Origin of the sequence: Prauserella flavalba (assembly GCF_003202235.1) — a bacterium.
Lineage (GTDB): Bacteria > Actinomycetota > Actinomycetes > Mycobacteriales > Pseudonocardiaceae > Prauserella_A > Prauserella_A flavalba.
Window position 1 is genome coordinate 781,903 of sequence record NZ_MASU01000005.1, and the last position, 19,469, is coordinate 801,371.

At 70.4% G+C, this 19,469-nt stretch carries 20 protein-coding genes; 11 read left to right on the forward strand and 9 right to left on the reverse strand.

Annotation, left to right across the window (positions count from 1 at the left end; translation table 11 throughout):
- Positions 1–2 precede the first annotated feature (2 nt).
- The 3 genes from BA062_RS11080 to BA062_RS11090 are packed head-to-tail and all read right to left on the reverse strand — an operon-like array spanning position 3 to position 2,534.
- Positions 3–416 carry a nuclear transport factor 2 family protein gene (locus BA062_RS11080; RefSeq protein ID WP_110335960.1) on the reverse strand — a complete coding sequence of 138 codons (414 nt, stop codon included), beginning with the start codon at positions 414–416 and terminating at the stop codon, positions 3–5.
- A gap of 20 nt (positions 417–436) precedes the next feature.
- Positions 437–1,276, reverse strand: a complete 840-nt coding sequence (locus tag BA062_RS11085; RefSeq protein ID WP_110335961.1) for a mycofactocin-coupled SDR family oxidoreductase — start codon at positions 1,274–1,276, stop codon at positions 437–439.
- 13 nt (positions 1,277–1,289) lie between these two features.
- Positions 1,290–2,534 (reverse strand): cytochrome P450, encoded by a 1,245-nt coding sequence (locus tag BA062_RS11090; protein WP_110335962.1) that lies wholly within the window; start codon positions 2,532–2,534, stop codon positions 1,290–1,292.
- A gap of 110 nt (positions 2,535–2,644) precedes the next feature.
- Between BA062_RS11090 and BA062_RS11095 the strand changes: the two genes are divergently transcribed.
- Positions 2,645–2,836 carry a ferredoxin gene (locus BA062_RS11095; RefSeq protein WP_110335963.1) on the forward strand — a complete coding sequence of 64 codons (192 nt, stop codon included), beginning with the start codon at positions 2,645–2,647 and terminating at the stop codon, positions 2,834–2,836.
- A 3-nt stretch (positions 2,837–2,839) separates the two neighbouring features.
- Here the strand turns inward: BA062_RS11095 and BA062_RS11100 are convergent, their stop codons facing one another.
- The gene (locus BA062_RS11100; RefSeq protein WP_110335964.1) at positions 2,840–3,580 is read right to left on the reverse strand and encodes a FadR/GntR family transcriptional regulator; all 741 of its coding nucleotides are present in this window, start codon (positions 3,578–3,580) and stop codon (positions 2,840–2,842) included.
- A gap of 70 nt (positions 3,581–3,650) precedes the next feature.
- Here BA062_RS11100 and BA062_RS11105 point away from each other — a divergent pair, with 70 nt between their 5' ends.
- Positions 3,651–4,415 carry an enoyl-CoA hydratase/isomerase family protein gene (locus BA062_RS11105; RefSeq protein ID WP_110335965.1) on the forward strand — a complete coding sequence of 255 codons (765 nt, stop codon included), beginning with the start codon at positions 3,651–3,653 and terminating at the stop codon, positions 4,413–4,415.
- Here BA062_RS11105 and BA062_RS11110 read toward each other — a convergent pair whose 3' ends face one another.
- The 4 genes from BA062_RS11110 to BA062_RS11125 all read right to left on the reverse strand — a co-directional run bounded on the left by BA062_RS11110 (position 4,416) and on the right by BA062_RS11125 (position 8,571).
- Positions 4,416–5,600 carry an aminotransferase-like domain-containing protein gene (locus BA062_RS11110; protein ID WP_245959772.1) on the reverse strand — a complete coding sequence of 395 codons (1,185 nt, stop codon included), beginning with the start codon at positions 5,598–5,600 and terminating at the stop codon, positions 4,416–4,418.
- 112 nt (positions 5,601–5,712) lie between these two features.
- The gene (locus BA062_RS11115; RefSeq protein WP_110335967.1) at positions 5,713–6,480 is read right to left on the reverse strand and encodes a crotonase/enoyl-CoA hydratase family protein; all 768 of its coding nucleotides are present in this window, start codon (positions 6,478–6,480) and stop codon (positions 5,713–5,715) included.
- Between the two features lie 138 nt (positions 6,481–6,618).
- On the reverse strand, positions 6,619–7,377 hold the full coding sequence (locus tag BA062_RS11120) for an SDR family NAD(P)-dependent oxidoreductase (RefSeq protein WP_110335968.1): 759 nt from the start codon (positions 7,375–7,377) through the stop codon (positions 6,619–6,621).
- Positions 7,378–7,386: 9 nt separating this feature from the next.
- Positions 7,387–8,571 (reverse strand): thiolase family protein, encoded by a 1,185-nt coding sequence (locus BA062_RS11125; RefSeq protein WP_110335969.1) that lies wholly within the window; start codon positions 8,569–8,571, stop codon positions 7,387–7,389.
- Between the two features lie 138 nt (positions 8,572–8,709).
- Between BA062_RS11125 and BA062_RS11130 the strand changes: the two genes are divergently transcribed.
- Genes BA062_RS11130 through BA062_RS11170 form a run of 9 tightly spaced genes read left to right on the forward strand, consistent with a single transcriptional unit; the run spans position 8,710 to position 18,586 of the window.
- Positions 8,710–9,873 carry an acyl-CoA dehydrogenase family protein gene (locus BA062_RS11130; RefSeq protein WP_245959773.1) on the forward strand — a complete coding sequence of 388 codons (1,164 nt, stop codon included), beginning with the start codon at positions 8,710–8,712 and terminating at the stop codon, positions 9,871–9,873.
- A 24-nt stretch (positions 9,874–9,897) separates the two neighbouring features.
- Entirely contained in the window at positions 9,898–10,671 is a 774-nt protein-coding gene (locus BA062_RS11135; protein ID WP_110335970.1) for an SDR family NAD(P)-dependent oxidoreductase, read from the forward strand.
- A gap of 8 nt (positions 10,672–10,679) precedes the next feature.
- Positions 10,680–11,729, forward strand: a complete 1,050-nt coding sequence (locus tag BA062_RS11140) for an LLM class flavin-dependent oxidoreductase (protein WP_110335971.1) — start codon at positions 10,680–10,682, stop codon at positions 11,727–11,729.
- Complete coding sequence (locus BA062_RS11145) at positions 11,726–13,378, forward strand: AMP-binding protein (protein ID WP_110335972.1); 1,653 nt, start codon at positions 11,726–11,728, stop codon at positions 13,376–13,378. The genes BA062_RS11140 and BA062_RS11145 overlap by 4 nt, the downstream gene beginning before the upstream one ends.
- Positions 13,362–14,528 (forward strand): acyl-CoA dehydrogenase family protein, encoded by a 1,167-nt coding sequence (locus BA062_RS11150; RefSeq protein WP_110335973.1) that lies wholly within the window; start codon positions 13,362–13,364, stop codon positions 14,526–14,528. The genes BA062_RS11145 and BA062_RS11150 overlap by 17 nt, the downstream gene beginning before the upstream one ends.
- Positions 14,528–15,424 (forward strand): HpcH/HpaI aldolase/citrate lyase family protein, encoded by an 897-nt coding sequence (locus BA062_RS11155; protein WP_110335974.1) that lies wholly within the window; start codon positions 14,528–14,530, stop codon positions 15,422–15,424. The genes BA062_RS11150 and BA062_RS11155 overlap by 1 nt, the downstream gene beginning before the upstream one ends.
- Before the next feature lies 1 nt (position 15,425).
- The gene (locus BA062_RS11160) at positions 15,426–15,887 is read left to right on the forward strand and encodes a MaoC family dehydratase (RefSeq protein WP_110335975.1); all 462 of its coding nucleotides are present in this window, start codon (positions 15,426–15,428) and stop codon (positions 15,885–15,887) included.
- Complete coding sequence (locus BA062_RS11165; RefSeq protein ID WP_110335976.1) at positions 15,887–17,338, forward strand: aldehyde dehydrogenase family protein; 1,452 nt, start codon at positions 15,887–15,889, stop codon at positions 17,336–17,338. The genes BA062_RS11160 and BA062_RS11165 overlap by 1 nt, the downstream gene beginning before the upstream one ends.
- 30 nt (positions 17,339–17,368) lie before the next feature.
- Positions 17,369–18,586 carry a CaiB/BaiF CoA transferase family protein gene (locus BA062_RS11170; protein WP_110335977.1) on the forward strand — a complete coding sequence of 406 codons (1,218 nt, stop codon included), beginning with the start codon at positions 17,369–17,371 and terminating at the stop codon, positions 18,584–18,586.
- A gap of 83 nt (positions 18,587–18,669) precedes the next feature.
- Here the strand turns inward: BA062_RS11170 and BA062_RS11175 are convergent, their stop codons facing one another.
- Positions 18,670–19,434 (reverse strand): SDR family NAD(P)-dependent oxidoreductase, encoded by a 765-nt coding sequence (locus BA062_RS11175; protein WP_110335978.1) that lies wholly within the window; start codon positions 19,432–19,434, stop codon positions 18,670–18,672.
- Between the last annotated feature and the right edge of the window lie 35 nt (positions 19,435–19,469).

Genomic DNA, 19,469 nt, shown 5'->3' on the forward strand with positions numbered 1-19,469 from the left:
CCTCAGTAGGGGAGATCCAGCGCGATGTGACGCTTGCGCAGCCGCCAGCCCGCGTCGGTCCGCACCAGCTCGTCGCGGTACTTGCCCGTCGAGAGCGCCGTGAGCACGCCGTCCTTCGCCGAGAAGATCGTGAGGTAGGACAGGCACGACGCCGTGTCGCCGTCGGCGTCGATGATGACGTTGGTGGTGACGTGACGGCGCTGGTCGTCCTGCGAGTGCGCGGAGTCGCGCATCAGCTGCATGATCGCGTCCCTGCCCTCGAAGGGGCCGACGAGGTCGCCGTCCGCGATGCGGAGCGTGAGCACCGCGTCGGGGGTGAAGCTGTCCTCCACCAGCCGCAGGTCACCGTCGTCGTAGCCGATGGCGTAGCGGTGGAGCGTGTTCTCGATGTCGTCGCGTACCGAGGAAGACGTCATTGTCCCTCCAGTCACTGGATCTATTTGATGTTGGCGCCCGCGTCGACGGGCAACGTCGCCCCCGTGATGTAGCGGGCCTCGTCGCTGGCGAGGAAGAGCACCGCGTTGCTGACGTCGAGCGGCTCGACCCAGGGCACCGGAAGCGCGTTGAGCGACATGAAGCCCGGCACCGCCTTCTCCTGGTTCGGCTCGGGATCGTCGGGCACGAACATGCCGTAGGTGCCCGGGTTCTGGATCATCGTGGTGTCCACATTGGTCGGATGCACGGTGTTGACCCTGATGTGGTGCGGCGCGAGCTCGTTGGCCATCGTGCGCATGAGGCCGACGATGCCGTGCTTGGCGGCGACGTAGTGCCCGACGTGCTGGATCCCCTTGAGACCGCCGATGGAGCTGGTGAAGACGATCGAACCGCCGTGCCCGCCCTCGATCAGCGCGGGAATCGCCACCTTGGCCGTGTGGAACACGCCGGTCAGGTTCACGTCGATCATGTCCCGCCACTGCTCGGCCGAGAGCTCCCACGACCTGCCGAACGTCGCGATGCCGGCGTTGGCCACCACGGCGTCGATCCGGCCCAGCTCCTCGACGCCGGAGTCGAACGCCTTCTGCAACGAGCCGAGGTCGCGGACGTCGGCCTGGTGCGCGACGATGCGCCTGCCCAGCGACTCGACGTCCGACACCGTGCGAGCGAGGTCGGCGGGCGTGGCCAGCGAGTAGAACGGCGTCACCGTGTCGATGTCGGCGCAGATGTCGACGGCGATGATGTCCGCGCCCTCCTCGGCCAGCCGCACGGCGTGCGCGCGCCCCTGGCCTCGGGCGGCACCGGTGATGAAAGCGACCTTGCCCGCCATCCGTCCGGTCATGTCAGCGTCTCCTTCACACGGTCTCGGTCACGGGCAGTAGCCGCTTGCCTGGAGTGAACCGGGCGGGGATGCTGACGTAGCCCATGTTCACGCCCTGACGCGGGTAGCGTTTCAGCGCGGCGAAGTCGACGGTGTAGTCGGGCATGCGCTCGAGCACGGAGGAGATGAGCGTCTTGGACATCAGCCGGCCGAGATGCGAGCCCGCGCAGCGGTGCACGCCGACCCCGAACGCCGTGTGCCGGTTGGGCCACCGGTCGATGTCGATCTCGTCCGGGTTGTCGAACTTCGTCTCGTCACGGTTCGCCGACGACCACGCCAGCAGCACGCGGTCACCGGCCTTCATCGGGCACCCGTGGAAGTCGACGTCGGTGGTCACCGTGCGGGCGAGGGCCTGGGTGGGGGAGAAGAACCGGAGGAACTCCTCCACGGCGCGGTCGAGCAGGCTCGGGTCGTCGATCAGCCGCTGCCGCACGTCGGTGTGCTCCGCGAGCCACACGAGCGCCTGGCTGACCAGCGACGCGGTGGTGCCGACCCCGCCGGCCACGAGCAGGTCGATGATGCCGAACACCTCGTCGTCGGTCAGCGGCCGGTCATCGACCTCCTGGGTGACCAGGTAGCTGATGATGTCGTCCTGTGGCTCGGCGCGGCGCTGCCTGATGACGTCCCACATCTGGTCGGCCAGGTACGGCAGGTCCACCTTGGTGGCCTGCTCGAAGGCGGGGCTGCCCTGCGGCTCGGCGAGGACGGCGTGATGGGCCCGCGAGTAGCGCTGCCACTCCTCGATCGGCAGTCCCAGCCAGTCGATGGTGACGATCGAGGGCACGCCGATCACCGAGGTCAGGTCGCATTCGCCCTGCTCGATCACGCTGTCGATGAACTCCGTGGTGTGCCGTTCGACCATGTCGCGCATCTTCTCGATGGCCGCGGGCGCGGTGATGCGGTTGACGATCTTGCGGTACTTGCGAAAGTCGGGCGGGTCGAGCTCGATCGGAATGTGCAGGTGCATCGGGGTCTTGGGGATGACCACCGAAAGTCCCTCACCGCCGGAGTCGGTGCGCCGGGAGGTGAAGATGTCGTCGTCGCGAGCCGCCTCGAACACGCTGTCGTAGTCCGAGAGCACCCAGTAGCCGCCGCTGGCGTCGGTCCAGCCGCGCTTCGGGCCCTGCCGGAGCTCGCGGTACGCCCCGACGGGATCCGCCGAGTGCTCGGGGGAGTTGTGATCGAACCGGATCACCGGACAGCGTTTCTCATCGGACATGCGTCTCCGTGCCCCTTCGTCGCATCAACTTCGCCGTTGACCTGATAATGGTTATACTAGATCTGGTCGATGTCAATAAGCACGGCAAACGAGGCTTCAAGGAGGAAGCGATGCGCGTTCGGGTCGATGCCGAGCAGTGCCAGGGCCACGGCCTGTGCCAGATGACCGCACCGCAGGTGTTCGCGCTGCGGGAGGAGGACGGTCATGCCTACGTGCTGACCGACGAGGTGGGCTCGGAGCTCTCGGGGCCCGCCAGGGACGGCGCCGACTCCTGCCCCGAGCGGGCCATCACCGTCGAGTGAGCGTCACTGGTACGGCGACGTCCACGGGATGACCTGCGTGAGCACGTCGGGGTACTTGCGCCGCGCGTAGCGCGTGTAGGCGTCGATGTGCTCACGCATCCGCAGCTCGGACTCCGCGGGGTCGCGCTTGCTCAGTGCGGCGAGGATTTCCTCGTGCGCGGTGATGATCGCGGCCCTCCGGGGAGCCGGGTAGTCGATGCCGATCACGGTGCCGTCCATGATCCCGAGCAGTGAGTCGACGATGTAGCCGAACAGCGGGTTGCCCGACGACCACGCGATGACGTCGTGGAAGCGCTTGTTGGCCTCCAGGAACACCGTCTGATCGTCGAGGTGGGTGCGCATCTGCCCGATCGTGTCGTCGAGTTCGCCGAGCGCGTCGTCGGTGATGCGCTCCGCGGCGAGGCAACTGATCATCGGCTCCAGCGCGTTGCGCACCTCGACGATGGTCTGGAACGGCGCCTTCTTCAGCTGCATCAGCAACACCACGGTGCTGGCGAGGTGACTGGCGTCCGGGTCGAGCAGCACCGGGCCGCCGCGCGGGCCCGGCTTGAGCGCGATCACGCCCTGGAACTCCAGCAGGCGCAACGCCTCCCGCAACGTTCCCCTGCCCACGTTGTACTTCTCCAGCATCGTGCGCTCGGGCGGCAGGAGGTCGCCCGGCGCCAGCGTGTCACGTCCGATGTCCCGGACGATGCGCTGGGCGACGAGCATCGCGGCCTTCGGGCGGCGGCTGTCCGCGGTCATCGGCTTCACTCCTCGCGGGGAGAGGTGCTATACAAGGCTTATCATTATAAGCAATAGTGGAGGAGTGGACATGCCCGACGTCGTGGTCGACCGGATCGGGGACACGCTGTGGATCCGGCTCAACCGTCCCGAACGCCGCAACGCCTTCGATCCCGCGATGTCGGCGGCGGTGGTGGAGGCGTTCGAGGACGCCGCGTCGGCCAGAGCCGTGGTGCTCACCGGCTCGGGCGGCAGCTTCTGCGCCGGCGGGTCGCTCCAGCAGCTGAGCACACCCACGACCGGCCAGATGCGCGGGCTGTACCAGTCGTCTCTGCGGTTGTTCGACGCCGTACGCTCGTGCCCCCGGCCCGTGATCGCGGCCGTCAACGGTGCCGCCGCGGGCGGGGGCAACGAGCTCGTCGTGGCCTGCGACCTCGCCATCGCGGCCCGCTCGGCCACCTTCGGCCAGACCGGACCGCGGGTCGGCAGCGCGCCCGTGACCGGGGCGACCAACGTCATGGGCGTGCAGATCGGCGAGAAGCGCGCCAAAGAGCTCGCGATGCTCTGCCGCCGCTACACCGCCGAGCAGGCCAGGGAGATGGGCCTGGTCAACGAGGTGGTCGACGACGACGCGCTCGAGGACACCGTCACGGCGTGGTGCGACGAGCTGGCCCGGCTGAGCCCCCGGTACCTGGAGATCACCAAGATCAGCTCCAACATCTGGTGGAACGCCGCGCGCGACTCCTTCACCAACGGCCTCGGCATGCTCGTCCAGGCCGTCGGCAGCGCCGACATGGTGGAGGGCGCCACCGCGTTCCTGGAGAAGCGCAAGCCGAGTTTCCCCGGCCCGGAGTGATCACTCGGCGTTCAGCACGGGTGCCAGCCTGCGCACGCCCTCGGCGATCTCGTCCGCGGTGTGCGTGGTGAACGACAGGCGCATCGTCGCCCGGTCCGGCGGGCCTGCGTAGAACGGCGCACCGGGCACGAACGCGACGTCGCGCTCCAGTGCCGCCGGAAGCAGGCGCTCCGTGTCGACGTTGCCGGGCAGGCGCAGCCACACGAACATGCCGCCGTCGGGGTCGCTGACCTCCGCACCGGCGGGCACGGCGTCGGCCAGCGCCTCGATCAGCGCGTCCCGCCGGGCGCGGTAGGCGGCGCAGAGGTACCGCACATGGGCGTCGAGGTCGGCCGTGGCGAGGTACGCCGCGGCCGCCGCCTGGTCGATCGTCGACGTGTGCAGGTCGGCGGCCTGCTTGGCCACCACGAGCGTCGAGCGGACGGACTCGGGCGCCCGCAGCCAGCCGAGCCGCAGCCCGGGCGCGCCGATCTTCGAGAAGCTGCCGAGGTAGAGCACGTGCTCGGCGCCCGAGGCCGCCAGCGGGGGCACCGCGTCGCCCCGGTACCGCAGCTCGCCGTACGGGTCGTCCTCGACCACCCACACCCGGTGCGCGGCGGTGAGCTCGGCGATGGCCCGCCTGCGCTCGGCGCCGAGCGTGCGGCCGGTGGGGTTGGCGAAGGTCGGCACCAGGTACAACAGGGCGGGCCGCTCCCGTTCCAGCACGTCGGCCAGTGCCGCCGGGTCGATGCCCTCGGCGTCGCTCGGCACGGCGACCACCCGCGCGCCCGCCGCCTGGAACGCCTGCAGCGCGGCGAGGTAGGTAGGCTCCTCGACCGCCACGACGGCGCCGGGGTCGAGCAGGGCCGCGGCCACGAGGCTGAGCGCCTGCTGCGAGCCGGTGGTGACCAGCAGCTCGGCCTCGTCCGTGGGCAGGCCACGCCGCGTCATCCGCTCGGCGACGGCCGCCCGCAGCGCGGCGTCGCCCTCCGTGGGCGCGTACTGGAGGCTGCGCCTGCCCGCGTCCCCGGCCAGTGCGCCGTCGAACGCGGTGCGCCAGCCGGCGAGGTCGAACAGCTCGGGCGCGGGCAGGCCACCGGCGAAGGAGATCACCTCGGGCCGCTGGGTCAGCGCGAGCAGGTCGCGAACGGGCGAGCGGGTGACGCCACGGGAGCGCCGGGACATGACGAGAGAAGGGGCTGACACGCGAAGCTCCTCGGATCGGTTCTGACAAAACCGCGCCGGGGCGTACGCTCTTGCCGCCACCCAGGCGCGCAGCAGGCTGCACTGGTCGAGGAGCCGTGATCAGTCTATCGCGTCAGCGGCCCTGCCAGACCGGGGCCCGCTTCTCCTTGAACGCGAGCGCGCCCTCCTTGGCGTCGGCCGACGAGCGCACGGGCTCGACGAACTCCTGCTGCCGGGTGAACGCCTCGCCGGAGGGCCAGTCGCGGGCGGCCCTGATGATCTCCTTGGTCGCCCGCACCGCCAGCGGACCGTTGCGGGCGATGCCGCGGGCCAAGTCGAGCGCGGTGTCACGGGCGGCGCCCGGTTCGGTCAGCCTGCTGACCAGGTGCACCTCGTGAGCGAGCCGCGCCGGCACGAACTCGCCGGTCAGCGCCCACTCCACGGCGAGGTGGTACGGAACGCGCTCGGGCAGCCGCAGCAGGCCGCCGCCCGCCGCGACCAGTCCGCGCTTGACCTCGGGCAGGCCGAACACGGCGTTGTCGGCGGCGACGATCAGGTCGCACGCGAGCACGATCTCGAACCCGCCCGCGATGGCGTGTCCCTCCACGGCCGCGATCACCGGTTTCGCGGGCGGCTGCTCGACGATGCCCGCGAAGCCCCGGCCGGGCACCGACGGGCGCTCGCCGGCGAGGAACGCCTTGAGGTCCATCCCGGCGCAGAACGTCGACCCCGCGCCCGTGATCACGCTCGCGACCAGGTCGTCACGCCGGTCCAGCTCGTCCATCGCGGCGGCGATCGCCTCGGCGGTGGCGGTGTTGATCGCGTTGCGGGCCTCGGGCCGGTTGAGGGTGACGACCTGGACGCCGTCGATCTGCTCGGTCAGGACAACGGGGTCGGACACGGTGCTCTCCTTACGGGAACGCAAGACTCGTGGTCGGGAACGCAAGACTCGTGGTCGGGAACGCAAGACTCGTGGTCGGGAACGCAAGACTCGCGGTCCTGAGCGGGCGACTCGCGGGCTGGAGCGTACGACTCGCGGTTACTTCGGGGGCATGCGGATCGCGCCGTCGAGGCGGATCGTCTCGCCGTTGAGCATCGGGTTGTCGACGATGTGGTGGGCCAGCGCGGCGAACTCGTCCGGGTCGCCGAGCCGTTGCGGGTGCGGGGTCTGCCTGGCGAGGCCGTCGCGGATCTCGTCGGAGAACCGGGACAGGATCGGGGTGTCGAAGGTACCGGGTGCGATGGAGCACACGCGCACGAGCTTGCGCGCCAGGTCCCGGGCGGCGACCAGCGTCATGCCGACCACGCCGGACTTGGCCGACGCGTAGGGGATCTGTCCGATCTGTCCTTCCCACGCGGCCACCGACGCGGTCAGCACGCACACGCCGCGTTCGCCGTCGACCGGCTCGTTGGTCACCATCCGCGCCGCGGTCAGCCGCAGCACGTTGAACGAACCGATCAGGTTGGTCCGCACGATCGACTCGTAGGTCTCCAGGGAACCGGGGGAGCCGTCGCGCTCCACGACGCGAACGGTGCCGCCACGGCCCGCGCAGTGCACGAGGGCGCGGATCGGCGCCTGCGCGAGGTCGAGCGCCTCCGACACGGCGCCGGCGTCGGCGACGTCAGCGGGGCCGAAGCGCACCAGCTCGCCCAGCTCCTTGGCGATCCGCTCGCCGTCGGACGTGGGCAGGTCGACGATCACGGTGGGCACGCCACGTTCCACGAAGCGGCGCACGGTCGCGAGGCCGAGGCCCGAGGCGCCACCGGTGACGACGGCGGCCGAGTTGTCCAGCTTCATCTCTCTCCTTTACGCGCTCAGGTTCTCGACGATCGCGGCGTTGGCCATGCCGCCCGCCTCGCACATGGTCTGCAGGCCGTAGCGCCCGCCGGTGCGCTCCAGGTGGTTGATCATGGTGGTCATCAGGCGGCAGCCGGACGCGCCGAGCGGGTGCCCGAGCGCGATCGCGCCACCCGCCGGGTTGAGCCGCTCGTCGGGCACCCCGAACTCCCGCTGCCAGGCCAGCGGCACCGGGGCGAACGCCTCGTTGACCTCGACGGCGTCGATCCGGTCGAGCCCGATCCCCGACCTGGCGAGCACCTTGTGCGTAGCCGGGATCGGCCCGGTGAGCATCAGCGTCGGGTCGTCGCCGACCACGGCGCTCGCGACGATCGCGGCCCTCGGCCGCAGGCCCAGCGCCGCCGCCTTCTCCTCCGACATCACCAGCAGCGCGCTCGCACCGTCGGTGATCTGCGAGGAGTTGCCCGCGGTGATCAGCCACTCCAGCTCGGGGAACCGGCCAAGGTACGGTTCGCGGGCGAACGCGGGCGCCAGCCCGGCGAGCTTCTCGGGCGTGGTGCCCTCGCGGATGCTCTCGTCGCTGGTCACCGTGGTGCCGTCCGGCGTGGTGATGGGCACGATCTCGCCGGCGAAGCCGCCGCTCGCGCGCACGGCGGCGGCGCGCGCGTGCGAGCGGGCGGAGTACTCGTCCAGCTCGGCGCGGGTCAGCTTCCACTTCGCGGCGACCAGTTCAGCCGAGACGCCCTGCGGCACCAGGTCCGGGAAGCGGGCGCGCACCGAGGGCCCGAACGGGTCGGCGTCCATGCGCGCCGACCCCATCGGCACGCGGCTCATGGACTCGACGCCCGCGGCGATCGCGATGTCGTAGGCCCCGGCCACCACGCCCTGCACGGCGAAGTCCACGGCCTGCTGTCCGGAGCCGCACTTGCGCTCGATGGTCGTGGACGGGACGTGGGCCGGGAAGCCGGCGGCGAGCACGGCCTGGCGACCCGGCGTCGCCGACTGCTCACCGGCCTGACCGACGCAGCCGACGAGCACGTCGTCGATGGTCGCCGGGTCGAGGTCGTTGCGGGCGACCAGGCCCGTCAGCACCTGAGCCAGGAGGTCGACCGGGTGGACCCCGGCGAGCGCGCCCGACTGCTTGCCGCGTCCCATGGGGGAGCGGACGGCGTCCACGATGACGGCCCGGCCCATTGCGCCTCCTCAAATCTATGATGATGATAACCAGGATACATCTTGCCCAGGATGGCCGGAATGAAGCAAGCTTGACCCCATTCGCGGCAAGACTATGATGATGATTACTACGAAAACGTAGGCAGGAACGGAGCCCTCGTGACACAGGTGATCGACGCTGACGAACAGCGCGCACTCAAGGAGGTCGCCGCCAAGGTCGCCCTGGAACGGTACGCGCCGCACGCGGAGGAGTGGGACCGTTCGCGCACGGCCTTCCCCCACGACGAACGCCGCTATCTGGGTGAACTCGGCTTTCTCGGCATCGCGCTGCCGGAGCGCTACGGAGGCGGCGGCGCGCCGCTGCAGCACGCGCTGACCGTGATCGAGGAGCTGGCGAAGGAATGCCGGCCCGCCGCGTTCCAGGTGTTCGAGTCCAACACCGGTCCCGCGCAGGTGGTGGCCCGGCTCGGCACCGAGGAGCAGCGCGAGCGCTTCCTGCCGCCGATCATCCGGGGCGACGCGACGCTCGCGGTCGCGATCTCGGAGCCCGACGCCGGCTCGGCCGCCACCGACCTGAAGACCAAGGCCGTGCGCGAGGGCGACAAGGTCAGGATCACCGGCGGCAAGCGCTGGATCTCCAACGGCAGCGAAGCCGACTACTACCTCGTCTACGCGCGGATGAACGACGAGCCCGGCTCGAAGGCGATCGGTGCGGTGCTCGTCGAGGCCGACAGGCCCGGCATGAGCTTCGGGCAGCGCGAGAAGCTGATGGGCTTCCGGGGCATCCCCTCGGCCGACGTGCTCTTCGACGACGTCGTGGTCCCCGCCGAGAACGTCGTGCTCGGGCCCGGCCGGTTCCGTGAGCTGTTCGGCGCCTTCTCGATCGAACGCCTCGGCAACGCCACGATGAGTCTCGCGATCGGCCAGGCCGCACTCGACCGCACCGTCCGCTACGTGCAGGAACGCACCCAGTTCGGCAAGCCGCTGGTGGAGTTCCAGAGCGTGCAGATGAGCCTCGCCGACATGGTGCTGCAGGTGGAGGCCGCACGGCTGCTGATCCGGCGCGCCGCGGCCGACTTCGGTGACGGCCTGCCCAACTCCCTGGAGGTCTCGCTCGCCAAGTGCACCGCCAACGAGATGGCCAAGAAGGTCACCGACCTGGCGATCCAGCTGCACGGCGGCAACGGCTACACCGAGGAGTTCGGCCTCGAACGCCTGCACCGCGACTCGCACGGGTGGGCGCTCGCCGGGGGCACCCCGGCCATGCAGCGCATCCGCATCGTCTCCGAACTGCTCGGCCGCTCGTTCGACCAACGCCGCTGACCGGCTCACCTGGAAGGGAAACACATGACACGCCGCTTCGAAGACCGCATCGTCGCTGTCGTCGGCGGTGGATCGGGCATGGGCCGGTCCATCTCCCTGCGCCTGGCGTCGGAGGGAGCCCACGTCTACGTGGCCGACCTCGCCGCCGACGCCGCCGAAGGCGTGGCGAAGGAGATCGTGGCCGCCGGTGGCAGCGCCAGCCCGCAGCAGGTCGACGCCACCGACAACGCGAGCCTCACGGCGCTGTACGACCGCATCCGCACCGAGCACGGGGTGCTGCACGCGCTGCACGCCCAGGTCGGGATGCCCGGCCCCGCCGGCCTCGAGGTGAGCGACGAGGAGTGGGCCAAGAACATCGACGTGAACGTCAAGAGCGCCTACTACACCTGCACGCTCGGCTTCGACCTGCTCAAGGCCGCGGGCGGCAAGGGCTCCATCACGCTGACCTCGTCGACGTCGGCGCTGGTCGGCTCGCCCTTCAGTCCCATCTACTCGCTCACCAAGGGCTCGCTCGTGCCGTTCACCCGGTCGCTCGCGCTGGTCGGCGCACCCGACGGCGTGCGGGCGAACGTGGTGTGTCCCGGCACCGTGCACACGCCCATGCTCGCGCAGTTCTTCGGTCGCGAGCCGGGCGCGGACGTCTCGGAGCTGACCAAGAACTTCGTCTCCGGGATCCCACTGGGCCGCGGAGCCCAGCCCGAGGAGATCGCCTCGGTCATCGCGTTCCTGGCCAGCGACGACGCCAGCTACGTCACCGGGGTCACCATCCCGGTCGACGGCGGCCTGACGGCGAAGTAGGTGCACTGATGGTCCAGGTCGGTCTCCTGCTCAGCGACGTGCCGAAAGACGTACCCCCGGCACAGCAGTTCGACGACGTGCTGCGGATCGTGGACGCGGCACAGCGCAACGGCTTCACCTACATCGCGATCGGGCAGCACTTCCTCTACGGGGAACTGCGCTGGCTGCAGCCCGTGCCGCTGCTCGCGCGCCTGGCCGCCGAGGTGGACGCGCACGTCAAGCTCGTCACCCAGATCATGATCGCCCCGCTCTACCACCCGGTGATCCTGGCCGAGGAGCTCGCGACCCTCGACGTGGTCACCCAGGGCAGGCTCGTCTTCGGCGCAGGGATCGGCTACCGGCCCGAGGAGTTCGGCTACCTCGGCATCCCGTTCAGGGAGCGGGCGTCCCGGATGGACGAGGCGCTCGAGGTGATCACGCGCCTGTGGACGGAGGACGAGGTGACGCACCGGGGCAGGCACTGGCAGCTCGACGGCGTCGCCCCGCACATCCGGCCCGTGCAGCGGCCGCACCCGCCGATCTGGATCGGCGCGCAGAAGAAACCCGGCGTGGAGCGCGCGGGACGGCTCGGTGACGCCTACGCGTGCCCGCCGGAGGCGTCCCGTGACGAGGCCGCCGAGCGCTACCGCATCGTCCGCGACGGCTTCGCCGCACGCGGCAAGGAGTTCGGCCCGCAACCGCTGCGGCGCAACGTCCTCGTCGCCGACAGCCGCGAGCAGGCCATCGCCGAGTACGCCCGCGTCGCCAAGGGCAAGTACCTCAGCTACGCCAGCAAGGGCTTCGACCTGATGGGCAAGCAGGAGCTGGAGGATTCGTTCGCCGAGACTGTCGCGGGGCATGCCGTGCTCGGCTCACCGGAGGAGGTGGTGAAGCAGCTGACCGAGCTCGTCACCACGCTGCCGGTCGACCCGCTGCTCGTCCGTCCGCAGTGGCCCAGCATGGACGGCGCCGAGACCGTGGCGACCATCGAGCGCCTCGGCCGCGACGTGGTGCCCGCGATCAGGGCGATCACGCCGCGCAGCGACATTCCCGCACTCGCCGGGGAGCGGGCGTCATGACCCGGGTGTACCGCGATCTCGTGCCCACGTTCGGCGATCCGCTGGACTGGACGCTGAACACCGTGCTCCGCCACCACGCGTCGGTGCGGCCGGACTCGACATTCCTGATGACCCCCGAAGAGGGCCTGGAGTGGACCTACGCGGAGATGCTCGGCTCGGCCGAGCGGATCGCGGGCGCCCTGGGCAAGGCGGGCGCCGAGCAGGGCGATCGGGTGATCATCATGGCGCTCAACTCCTCGCGCCTGGTGCGCAGCTGGTTCGGCACCGCCGTCGGCGGGCAGGTGGAGGTGCCCATCAACACCAACTACGAGGGCGAGTTCCTTCGCCATCAGGTGGTGACCGTCGGCGCCAGGTGGGCCGTCATCGACGACACGTTCGCCGAGCGGTTCGTCGCGATCGCCGAGCACGCGCGGGGGATCGAGAAGTTCTGGGTGATCGACACCGGCACCGGTACCGAGGCCGTGGAGCTGCTGCGGCGCCACGGCTGGAGCGCCGAGCCGTGGGACGCGCTCGAAGAGGGACCCGTGCTGGAGCGGCCCGCACCGAGGCCCGAGGAGCTGGGGGCGATCTTCTTCACCTCCGGCACGACGGGCCCGTCCAAGGGCGTGGCCATGCCCCACTCGCAGCTGTACTTCTTCGCCCAGATCGTGGTGTCGCTGACGCGACTGACGCACGAGGACACCTACCTCACCACCACGCCGCTGTTCCACGGCAACGCCCAGTTCATGGCGGTCTACCCGGCGCTCGTGGCCGGGGCGAGGGCGGTGGTACGGCCGAAGTTCAGCGCGAGCCGGTGGATCGACCACGTCCGCGACTCCGGCGTGACGGTGACCAACTTCGTCGGCGTGATGATGGACTTCGCGTGGAAGCAGCCACCGCGCGACAACGACCTCGACAACCGGCTGCGCTGCGTCTACGCGGCGCCGACGGCCAGCTCGATCGTCGAGCAGTTCAAGAAACGCTACGGCATCGAGGCGTTCGTCGACGCGTTCGGGCTCACCGAGACGTGCGCACCGATCATGTCGCCCTACGGCGTCGACCGGCCCGCGGGCGCTGCCGGGCTGCAGGCCGCGGACTGGTTCGACCTCCGCCTCGTCGACCCGGAGACCGACCGCGAGGTGCCGGTCGGCGAGATCGGCGAGCTGGTGGTGCGGCCCAAGCAGCCGTGGACGTGCAGCATGGGCTACTACGGGATGCCGGAGAAGACCGTCGAGGCGTGGCGCAACCTGTGGTTCCACACCGGTGACGCGCTGCGCAAGGACGCCGACGGCTGGTTCTACTTCGTGGACCGCTACAAGGACGCGCTGCGCCGACGCGGCGAGAACATCAGCTCCTACGAGGTGGAGCAGGCGGTGCTCGGGCACCCGGCCGTCACCGAATGCGCCGTCATCGGTGTTCCGGCCGGGGTGGAGGCGGGCGAGGACGAGGTGCTCGCGGTGGTCGTCACCTCGCAGCCCTGCGACCCGGCCGAGATCCTGGAGTGGTGCCGGGGCCGCATCCCCGAGTTCGCCATCCCCAGGTTCGTGCGGTTCGTCGACGCGCTCCCCAAGACTCCGTCGGAGAAGGTACGCAAGGCCGCGCTGCGCGAGACGGGCATCACCGCCGACACGTTCGACCGGCAGGAGAAGGTGCATGGACTTCAGCGCTGACACCACCCACGACGACATCCGCGCCGCCGTGCGCGCGCTGTGCTCGGACTTCCCCGACGACTACTGGGCCGAGCACGACCAGACCCAGGAGTTCCCGTGGGACTTCTACAACGCCGTGGTGAAGGGCGGCTGGCTCGGGCTGACCGTGCCCACCGAGTACGGCGGCGGAGGGCACGGCGTCACCGAGGCCGCGATCGTCGAGCAGGAGATCGCCGCGTCGGGCGCGGGCATGAACGGCTGCAGCGCCGTCCACATCGGAATCTTCGGGTTCGAGCCGATCATCCGGCACGGCAGCGAGGAGCTGAAGCGGCGGTTCCTGCCGAGGCTCGTCGAGGGCGACCTGCACACGTCGTTCGCGGTGACCGAGCCCGACGCGGGCACCGACACCACCAACATCTCCACGTTCGCCAAGAAAGTGGACGGTGGCTGGTCGATCTCCGGCAAGAAGGTGTGGATCACCAAGGCGCAGGAGGCCGAGCGCATGCTCATCCTGTGCCGCACGGCACCGCGCTCGGACAGTCCCAAGCGGACCGCGGGGATGACGTTGTTCTTCGCGCCGCTGGACCGCGAGCGCGTGACCGTGCGCAAGATCCCGAAGATGGGCCGCAACGCCATCGACACCAACGAGCTGTTCATCGACGAGCTGTTCGTGCCCGACTCGGACGTGGTCGGCGAGGTCGGCGGCGGGTTCAAGGCGATCCTCGCCGGGCTCAACGCCGAGCGCGTGATCTCGGCCAACGCGGCGATCGGCATCGGCAGGGCGGCGCTGCGCAGGGCCACGTCCTACGCGAGCGAGCGCACCGTGTTCGGCAGGCCCATCGGGCAGAACCAGGCGATCTCGCATCCCTTGGCCAGGGCGCTCGTGCAGCTCGACGCCGCCGACCTCATGTGCAAGCAGGCGGCGTGGCTGCTCGACCACGGTCACTCGGCGGGCAAGGAGTCCAACGAGGCGAAGTTCCTCGCCGCCGAGGCCGGGTTCTTCGCCGCCGACGCGGCGCTGAGTGCGCACGGCGGGTACGGGTACTCGAAGGAGTACCACATCGAGCGCTACTTCCGGGAGGCGCGGCTGATGCGCATCGCGCCGATCAGCCAGGAGATGGTGCTGAACTACGTGGCCGAGCACGTGCTCGGCCTGCCGAGGAGCTACTGATGCGCCCGTACCGTTCCGTGCTGTTCCTGCCGGGTCACCGCCCGTCGTGGGTGGGCAAGGCACTCGCGGCCGGGGCGGACGCGCTGGTGCTCGACCTCGAGGACTCGGTGCCGGCGGGGGAGAAGGAGGCGGCGAGGGCCACGGTCGCGGAGTCGATCCGGAGCATCCGCGAGACGCACGCGGACGTGGGCGTGTTCGTGCGCGTCAACCCGCTCGACACGAAGCTGACCGGCGGCGACCTCGAAGCCGTGGTCGGGCCCGGCCTCACCGGCGTCTTCGCGCCCAAGCTCGAGCGGGCCACCGACGTGCTGCGTTACGACGCGCTGCTCGACCACTTCGAGACCCGCAACGGCGTGTCGGGGCTCGAGTACATCGTCCCGGTGGAGACGGTCGGCGCCATCCACAACTGCCGCGAGGTCGCCTCCGCCTCGGCGCGCGTCGGTGCGATGATCGGCCCCACCGCCGAGCACGCCGACATCGCCCGCGCTGTGGGCTACGAGTGGACCCCGGAGGGCACCGAGACCCTCTACCACCGAAGCCGGATCCTCCTCGCGTGCCGCGAGGCGGGCATCCACGCGCTCACCGGGCTGTGGGAGGACCTGGCCAACCTGGACGGGCTGCGCGAGTTCGCCCGCAGGGGCAGGCAGCTCGGCTTCCGCGGCATGATCGCCATCCACCCGAGCCACGTGCCGGTGATCAACGACGTGTTCTCGCCGTCGGCTGCCGATATCGAGTTCTACTCCGGGCTCGTCGAGGCCTACGAGAAGGCCGCGGCCGAGGGCACCGGCGCGCTGCGCTACCGCGGCGTGCACATCGACAAGGCGCACTACGACAAGGCGGTGGACTGGCTGGCGCGCGCCGAGGCCATCGCCGCGAACGAGAAGAGCGGTGACTGACATGCGCGGCCTCTACTTCGAGGAGTTCGAGATCGGGGCGGAGTACAAACACGCGTTCCGCCGCACGATCACCGAGATGGACAACGTCATGTTCACCTCGCTGACCATGAACGTCGCACCGCTGCACCTCGACGAGGAGTACGCGAAGACGACGGTGCACGGCGCGCGGGTGCTCAACAGCCTGTTCACCGTGGCGCTCATCGGCGCGTTCCACGTGCCCGAGCTGACCATGGGAACCACACTCGGCAACCTCGGCTACGACAAGATCACGTTCCCGCACCCGGTGTTCCACGGGGACACCCTGCGCGCCGAGACGACCATTGTGGACAAACGAGAGTCGAAGAGCCGCGACGACTCCGGGGTCGTGTGGTTCGAGCACCGGGGATACAACCAGAACGACGTGCTGGTCTGCGAGATGCGCCGGGTCGGTCTGATGCTCAAGAAGCCGAAGGAAGGTGTCTGATGGAACGGGACTTCGTGCCGGACGTGCGCACGCTGACCATCGGGAACAAGCCGGTGGAGCCCGCCGGTGAGCGGTGGGACGTCGTCAATCCGGCGACCGAGGAGGTCATCGCCACCGTCGGGGGCGCGTCGGCGGACCAGGTGGACCAGGCGGTCCGCGCGGCGCGGGACGCGTTCGACGGCTGGGCGGCCCTCTCCGGAGAGGAACGCTCCGCCGCGATCCACCGGCTCGCCGACGTGCTGGAGTCGCGGACCGAGCAGCTGCTCGCCTCGATCGTCAACGAGGTGGGCACGCCGGTCTCGCTCGCCGAGTTCATGCAGGTCAAGATGGGGCTCGGCCATCTGCGCTGGCAGGCCGACGCGGCGAAGAAGGACCGCACGCAGCACCTGGGTGCCTACGACGTGCCGGTGCCGACGATGAGCGACGTGACCCACTATCCGGTGGGCGTCGTCGCCGCGATCACCGGCTACAACTACCCGCTCAACCTCGCGATCTTCAAGTTCGGCGCCGCGCTCGCCGCGGGCTGCACCGTGGTGCTGCTGCCGTCGCCGCGCACGCCGCTGACCACGCTGTTCTTCGGCGACCTCTCCCGCGAGGCCGGCCTGCCCGACGGCGTGTTCAACGTGATCATCGGCGGCGCCGACGTCGGGCAGCGGCTCTCCTCGCACCCCGGCGTGGACAAGGTGTCGTTCACCGGCTCCGATGCGGTCGGCGCCAAGATCATGGAGCAGGCCGCGGCGAACCTCTCCGGTGTGACGCTGGAGCTCGGCGGCAAGTCGGCCAACATCGTGCTGCCCGGCTGCGACGTCGAGGACTTCGCCGTCGAGATGCACCTGCGCTGGTCGCGCAACGGCGGGCAGGGCTGCGCGGCGCTGGCCCGGCTGCTGGTGCACGAGAGCCTGTACGACCGGTTCCTCGAGGCCGGTGCGGCGGCGTTCGACCAGATGAAGGTCGGCGACCCGTGGGATCCGGCGACCAACATCGGCCCGATGATCCGGCCCGACCACCGCGAGCGCGTGCAGGGCTTCATCGACGGCTCGCTCTCCGACGGCGGCGAGGTGCTCCTGTCGGTGGACGACCCGCTTCCCGACAAGGGCTACTTCATCAACCCGGTACTGCTGGGCGGGCTGCCGCACACGGCGAGGGCCGTGCAGCAGGAGATTTTCGGCCCCGTCGCCGTGATCCTGCCCTTCCGCGACACCGACGAGGCGATCCGGCTCGCCAACGACACCGCGTTCGGCCTCGCGGCGAACGTGTGGGCACCCGACCTCGCCGAGGGCCGCCGCGTCGCCGAACGCCTGCGCGCCGGCACCGTCTGGATCAACGGCGGCGGTGCCATGCGCCCCGACGCCCCCTTCGGCGGGTCGGGCCGCTCCGGCATCGGCAGGGAGATCGGCGAGTGGGGCATCCACGAGTACCTGGAACCGCGGCACATCCAGTGGCGGGTCTGACCGGTTCCAACAGCACGAAGGTAGGGGAGCATGGCAGGGACCAGATCCACAGGCGCCGGGCCGCTCGCGGGCGTGCGGGTGCTCGAACTCGGCGCCGGGTACGCGGCGCCGACCACGGGCCGGATGTTGCGCGACTTCGGCGCCGACGTGATCAAGGCCGAGGATCCGGGCAACGGGGACTACGCGCGACAGTGGGTGCCGCAAAAGGACGGGCTCTCGCTCGGCTTCTGCAGGCTCAACGCGGGCAAGCGGTCGGTGGGCATCGACCTGCGCTCGGAGAAGGGCCGCGACCTCGTGCGGCGACTGGCCTCCACCGTGGACGTCGTCGTCGAGTCGTTCCGGCCGGGCAGGCTGGAGGGCTGGGGGCTCGGCTACGACGTGCTCAGCGCGGACAACCCCGGCCTGGTGCTCACGCGGGTCTCCGGTTTCGGCCAGACCGGCCCGTACCGTTCACGGCCCGGGTTCGGCACCGTGGCCGAGACCTCCAGCGGGTTCGCCCAGATCAACGGCTGGCCCGAGCTGCCACCCACGGCGCCGCCGTTCGGCTTCGCCGACTCGATCGCGGGCATCTCCGCGGCAATGGGCACGGCCATGTCGCTGTTCCGGCGCGAACGCACCGGCCAGGGCGACGTGGTGGACGTGGCACTCTACGAGCCGCTGATGTTCATCATCGGCGACATGATGCTCAAGTACACCTCGCTCGGCGAGGTGCAAGGCCGCATCGGCAACGACACCGGCGCCGCCTCGCCGCGCGGCATCTACCAGGCCGCCGACGGCAAGTACCTGTCGATCGCCGCGTCCAACCAGGCCATCGCCGCGCGCCTGTTCGCGGCGATGGGGCAGCCCGAACTCGTCGAGGACCCCCGCTTCGCCACCAACTCGGCGCGGCTGGCCAACAACGAGCTGGTGCAGAAGCACGTCGCCGACTGGGTGCGGTCACTGCCGAGGGCGGAGGCGCTGCGGATCCTGGAGGAGCACGACGTGGTCAACGCGCCCGTCAACGACGCCTCCGACATCGTCGCCGACCCGCACTTCCTGGAGCGCACGCTGGTGGGCATCACCGGTGAGCACGGTCTGGGCTCGGTGCTGATGCCGGGTCCGGTGCTGCACCTGGCCAGCTACGACGGCCCCGGCTACGACGGGGTGCCGACGGTGGGGCAGCACACGCGGGAGGTGCTCGGCGGGAGGCTCGGCCTCGGTGCGGGCGAGCTGGCCGTGCTCGGCGCCGAGGGGGTCGTCACCAGCTGACCCAGGTTGCGTCCGCGTACTGCGGTGAAGGCCACCTTGACTGCGTGCGCGCCGGGGCCGTGCGGGGCCCCGGCGCGCCACGGTCAGGGCTGGCCGCCGTCGACGGTGAGCACGGCGCCGGTGGTGTAGCTGGAGGCGTCGCTCGCCAGGTAGACCGCCATGCCGACGATCTCGTCGGGCTGCCCGCCTCGGCGCAGCGCGAAGCCGCGGGCCCGCTCGGCGAACGTCTCGGGGTCCCACGACGCGCTGACGTCGGTGTGGAAGGTGCCTGCCATGATCGCGTTGCAGCGCACCGAGGGGCCGAAGGCGTGGGCGAAGCCGACAGTGACGGCGTTGAGCCCGGCCTTGGCCGCGGCGTAGGGCACCACGGCGGGCCGGGGATGAACGGCGGCGGCGCTGCTGATGTTGATGATCGAGCCGCCTTCCCCCTGGGCCATGCGCGTGCCCACCAGCGCCGAGAGCCGGAACGGGCCCTTGAGGTTGACGCCGAGTACCTTGTCGAACAGCTCCTCGCTCACGGTGTCGAGGCCGTCGTAGAGGGGCGACATGCCCGCGTTGTTGACGAGCACGTCCACGTGGCCGAACCGGTCGTAAGCGGCGTCGACCAGCGCTTCCAGCCCGCCCCAGCGGCCGACGTGCGCGCTCACCGGCAGGGCCTCGCGCCCGGTCTCGCGTTCCACCTCGGCCGCCGTCCGCTCGCACGAGTCGAGGTTGCGGCTCGCGATCACCACGTCGGCTCCGGCGCGCGCGAGGCCGAACACCATCGCCCTGCCGAGGCCCCTGCTGCCGCCGGTCACCAGCGCGACCCTGCCGGTGAGGTCGAACGCCGTTGTCGGATCGAACGTCACGAAGTCTCCTCCTCGAGCCTATTCCTTGTTATGGT

Bases quoted from the DNA above. Each gene is read 5' to 3' on its own strand.
- BA062_RS11120 (WP_110335968.1), bottom strand. From the start codon at position 7,377: ATGAAGCTGGACAACTCGGCCGCCGTCGTCACCGGTGGCGCCTCGGGC.
- BA062_RS11080 (WP_110335960.1), bottom strand. From the start codon at position 416: ATGACGTCTTCCTCGGTACGCGACGACATCGAGAACACGCTCCACCGC.
- BA062_RS11170 (WP_110335977.1), top strand. From the start codon at position 17,369: ATGGCAGGGACCAGATCCACAGGCGCCGGGCCGCTCGCGGGCGTGCGG.
- BA062_RS11165 (WP_110335976.1), top strand. From the start codon at position 15,887: ATGGAACGGGACTTCGTGCCGGACGTGCGCACGCTGACCATCGGGAAC.
- BA062_RS11140 (WP_110335971.1), top strand. From the start codon at position 10,680: ATGGTCCAGGTCGGTCTCCTGCTCAGCGACGTGCCGAAAGACGTACCC.
- BA062_RS11160 (WP_110335975.1), top strand. From the start codon at position 15,426: ATGCGCGGCCTCTACTTCGAGGAGTTCGAGATCGGGGCGGAGTACAAA.
- BA062_RS11135 (WP_110335970.1), top strand. From the start codon at position 9,898: ATGACACGCCGCTTCGAAGACCGCATCGTCGCTGTCGTCGGCGGTGGA.
- BA062_RS11155 (WP_110335974.1), top strand. From the start codon at position 14,528: ATGCGCCCGTACCGTTCCGTGCTGTTCCTGCCGGGTCACCGCCCGTCG.
- BA062_RS11095 (WP_110335963.1), top strand. From the start codon at position 2,645: ATGCGCGTTCGGGTCGATGCCGAGCAGTGCCAGGGCCACGGCCTGTGC.
- BA062_RS11085 (WP_110335961.1), bottom strand. From the start codon at position 1,276: ATGACCGGACGGATGGCGGGCAAGGTCGCTTTCATCACCGGTGCCGCC.
- BA062_RS11105 (WP_110335965.1), top strand. From the start codon at position 3,651: ATGCCCGACGTCGTGGTCGACCGGATCGGGGACACGCTGTGGATCCGG.
- BA062_RS11090 (WP_110335962.1), bottom strand. From the start codon at position 2,534: ATGTCCGATGAGAAACGCTGTCCGGTGATCCGGTTCGATCACAACTCC.
- BA062_RS11145 (WP_110335972.1), top strand. From the start codon at position 11,726: ATGACCCGGGTGTACCGCGATCTCGTGCCCACGTTCGGCGATCCGCTG.
- BA062_RS11125 (WP_110335969.1), bottom strand. From the start codon at position 8,571: ATGGGCCGGGCCGTCATCGTGGACGCCGTCCGCTCCCCCATGGGACGC.
- BA062_RS11100 (WP_110335964.1), bottom strand. From the start codon at position 3,580: ATGACCGCGGACAGCCGCCGCCCGAAGGCCGCGATGCTCGTCGCCCAG.
- BA062_RS11150 (WP_110335973.1), top strand. From the start codon at position 13,362: ATGGACTTCAGCGCTGACACCACCCACGACGACATCCGCGCCGCCGTG.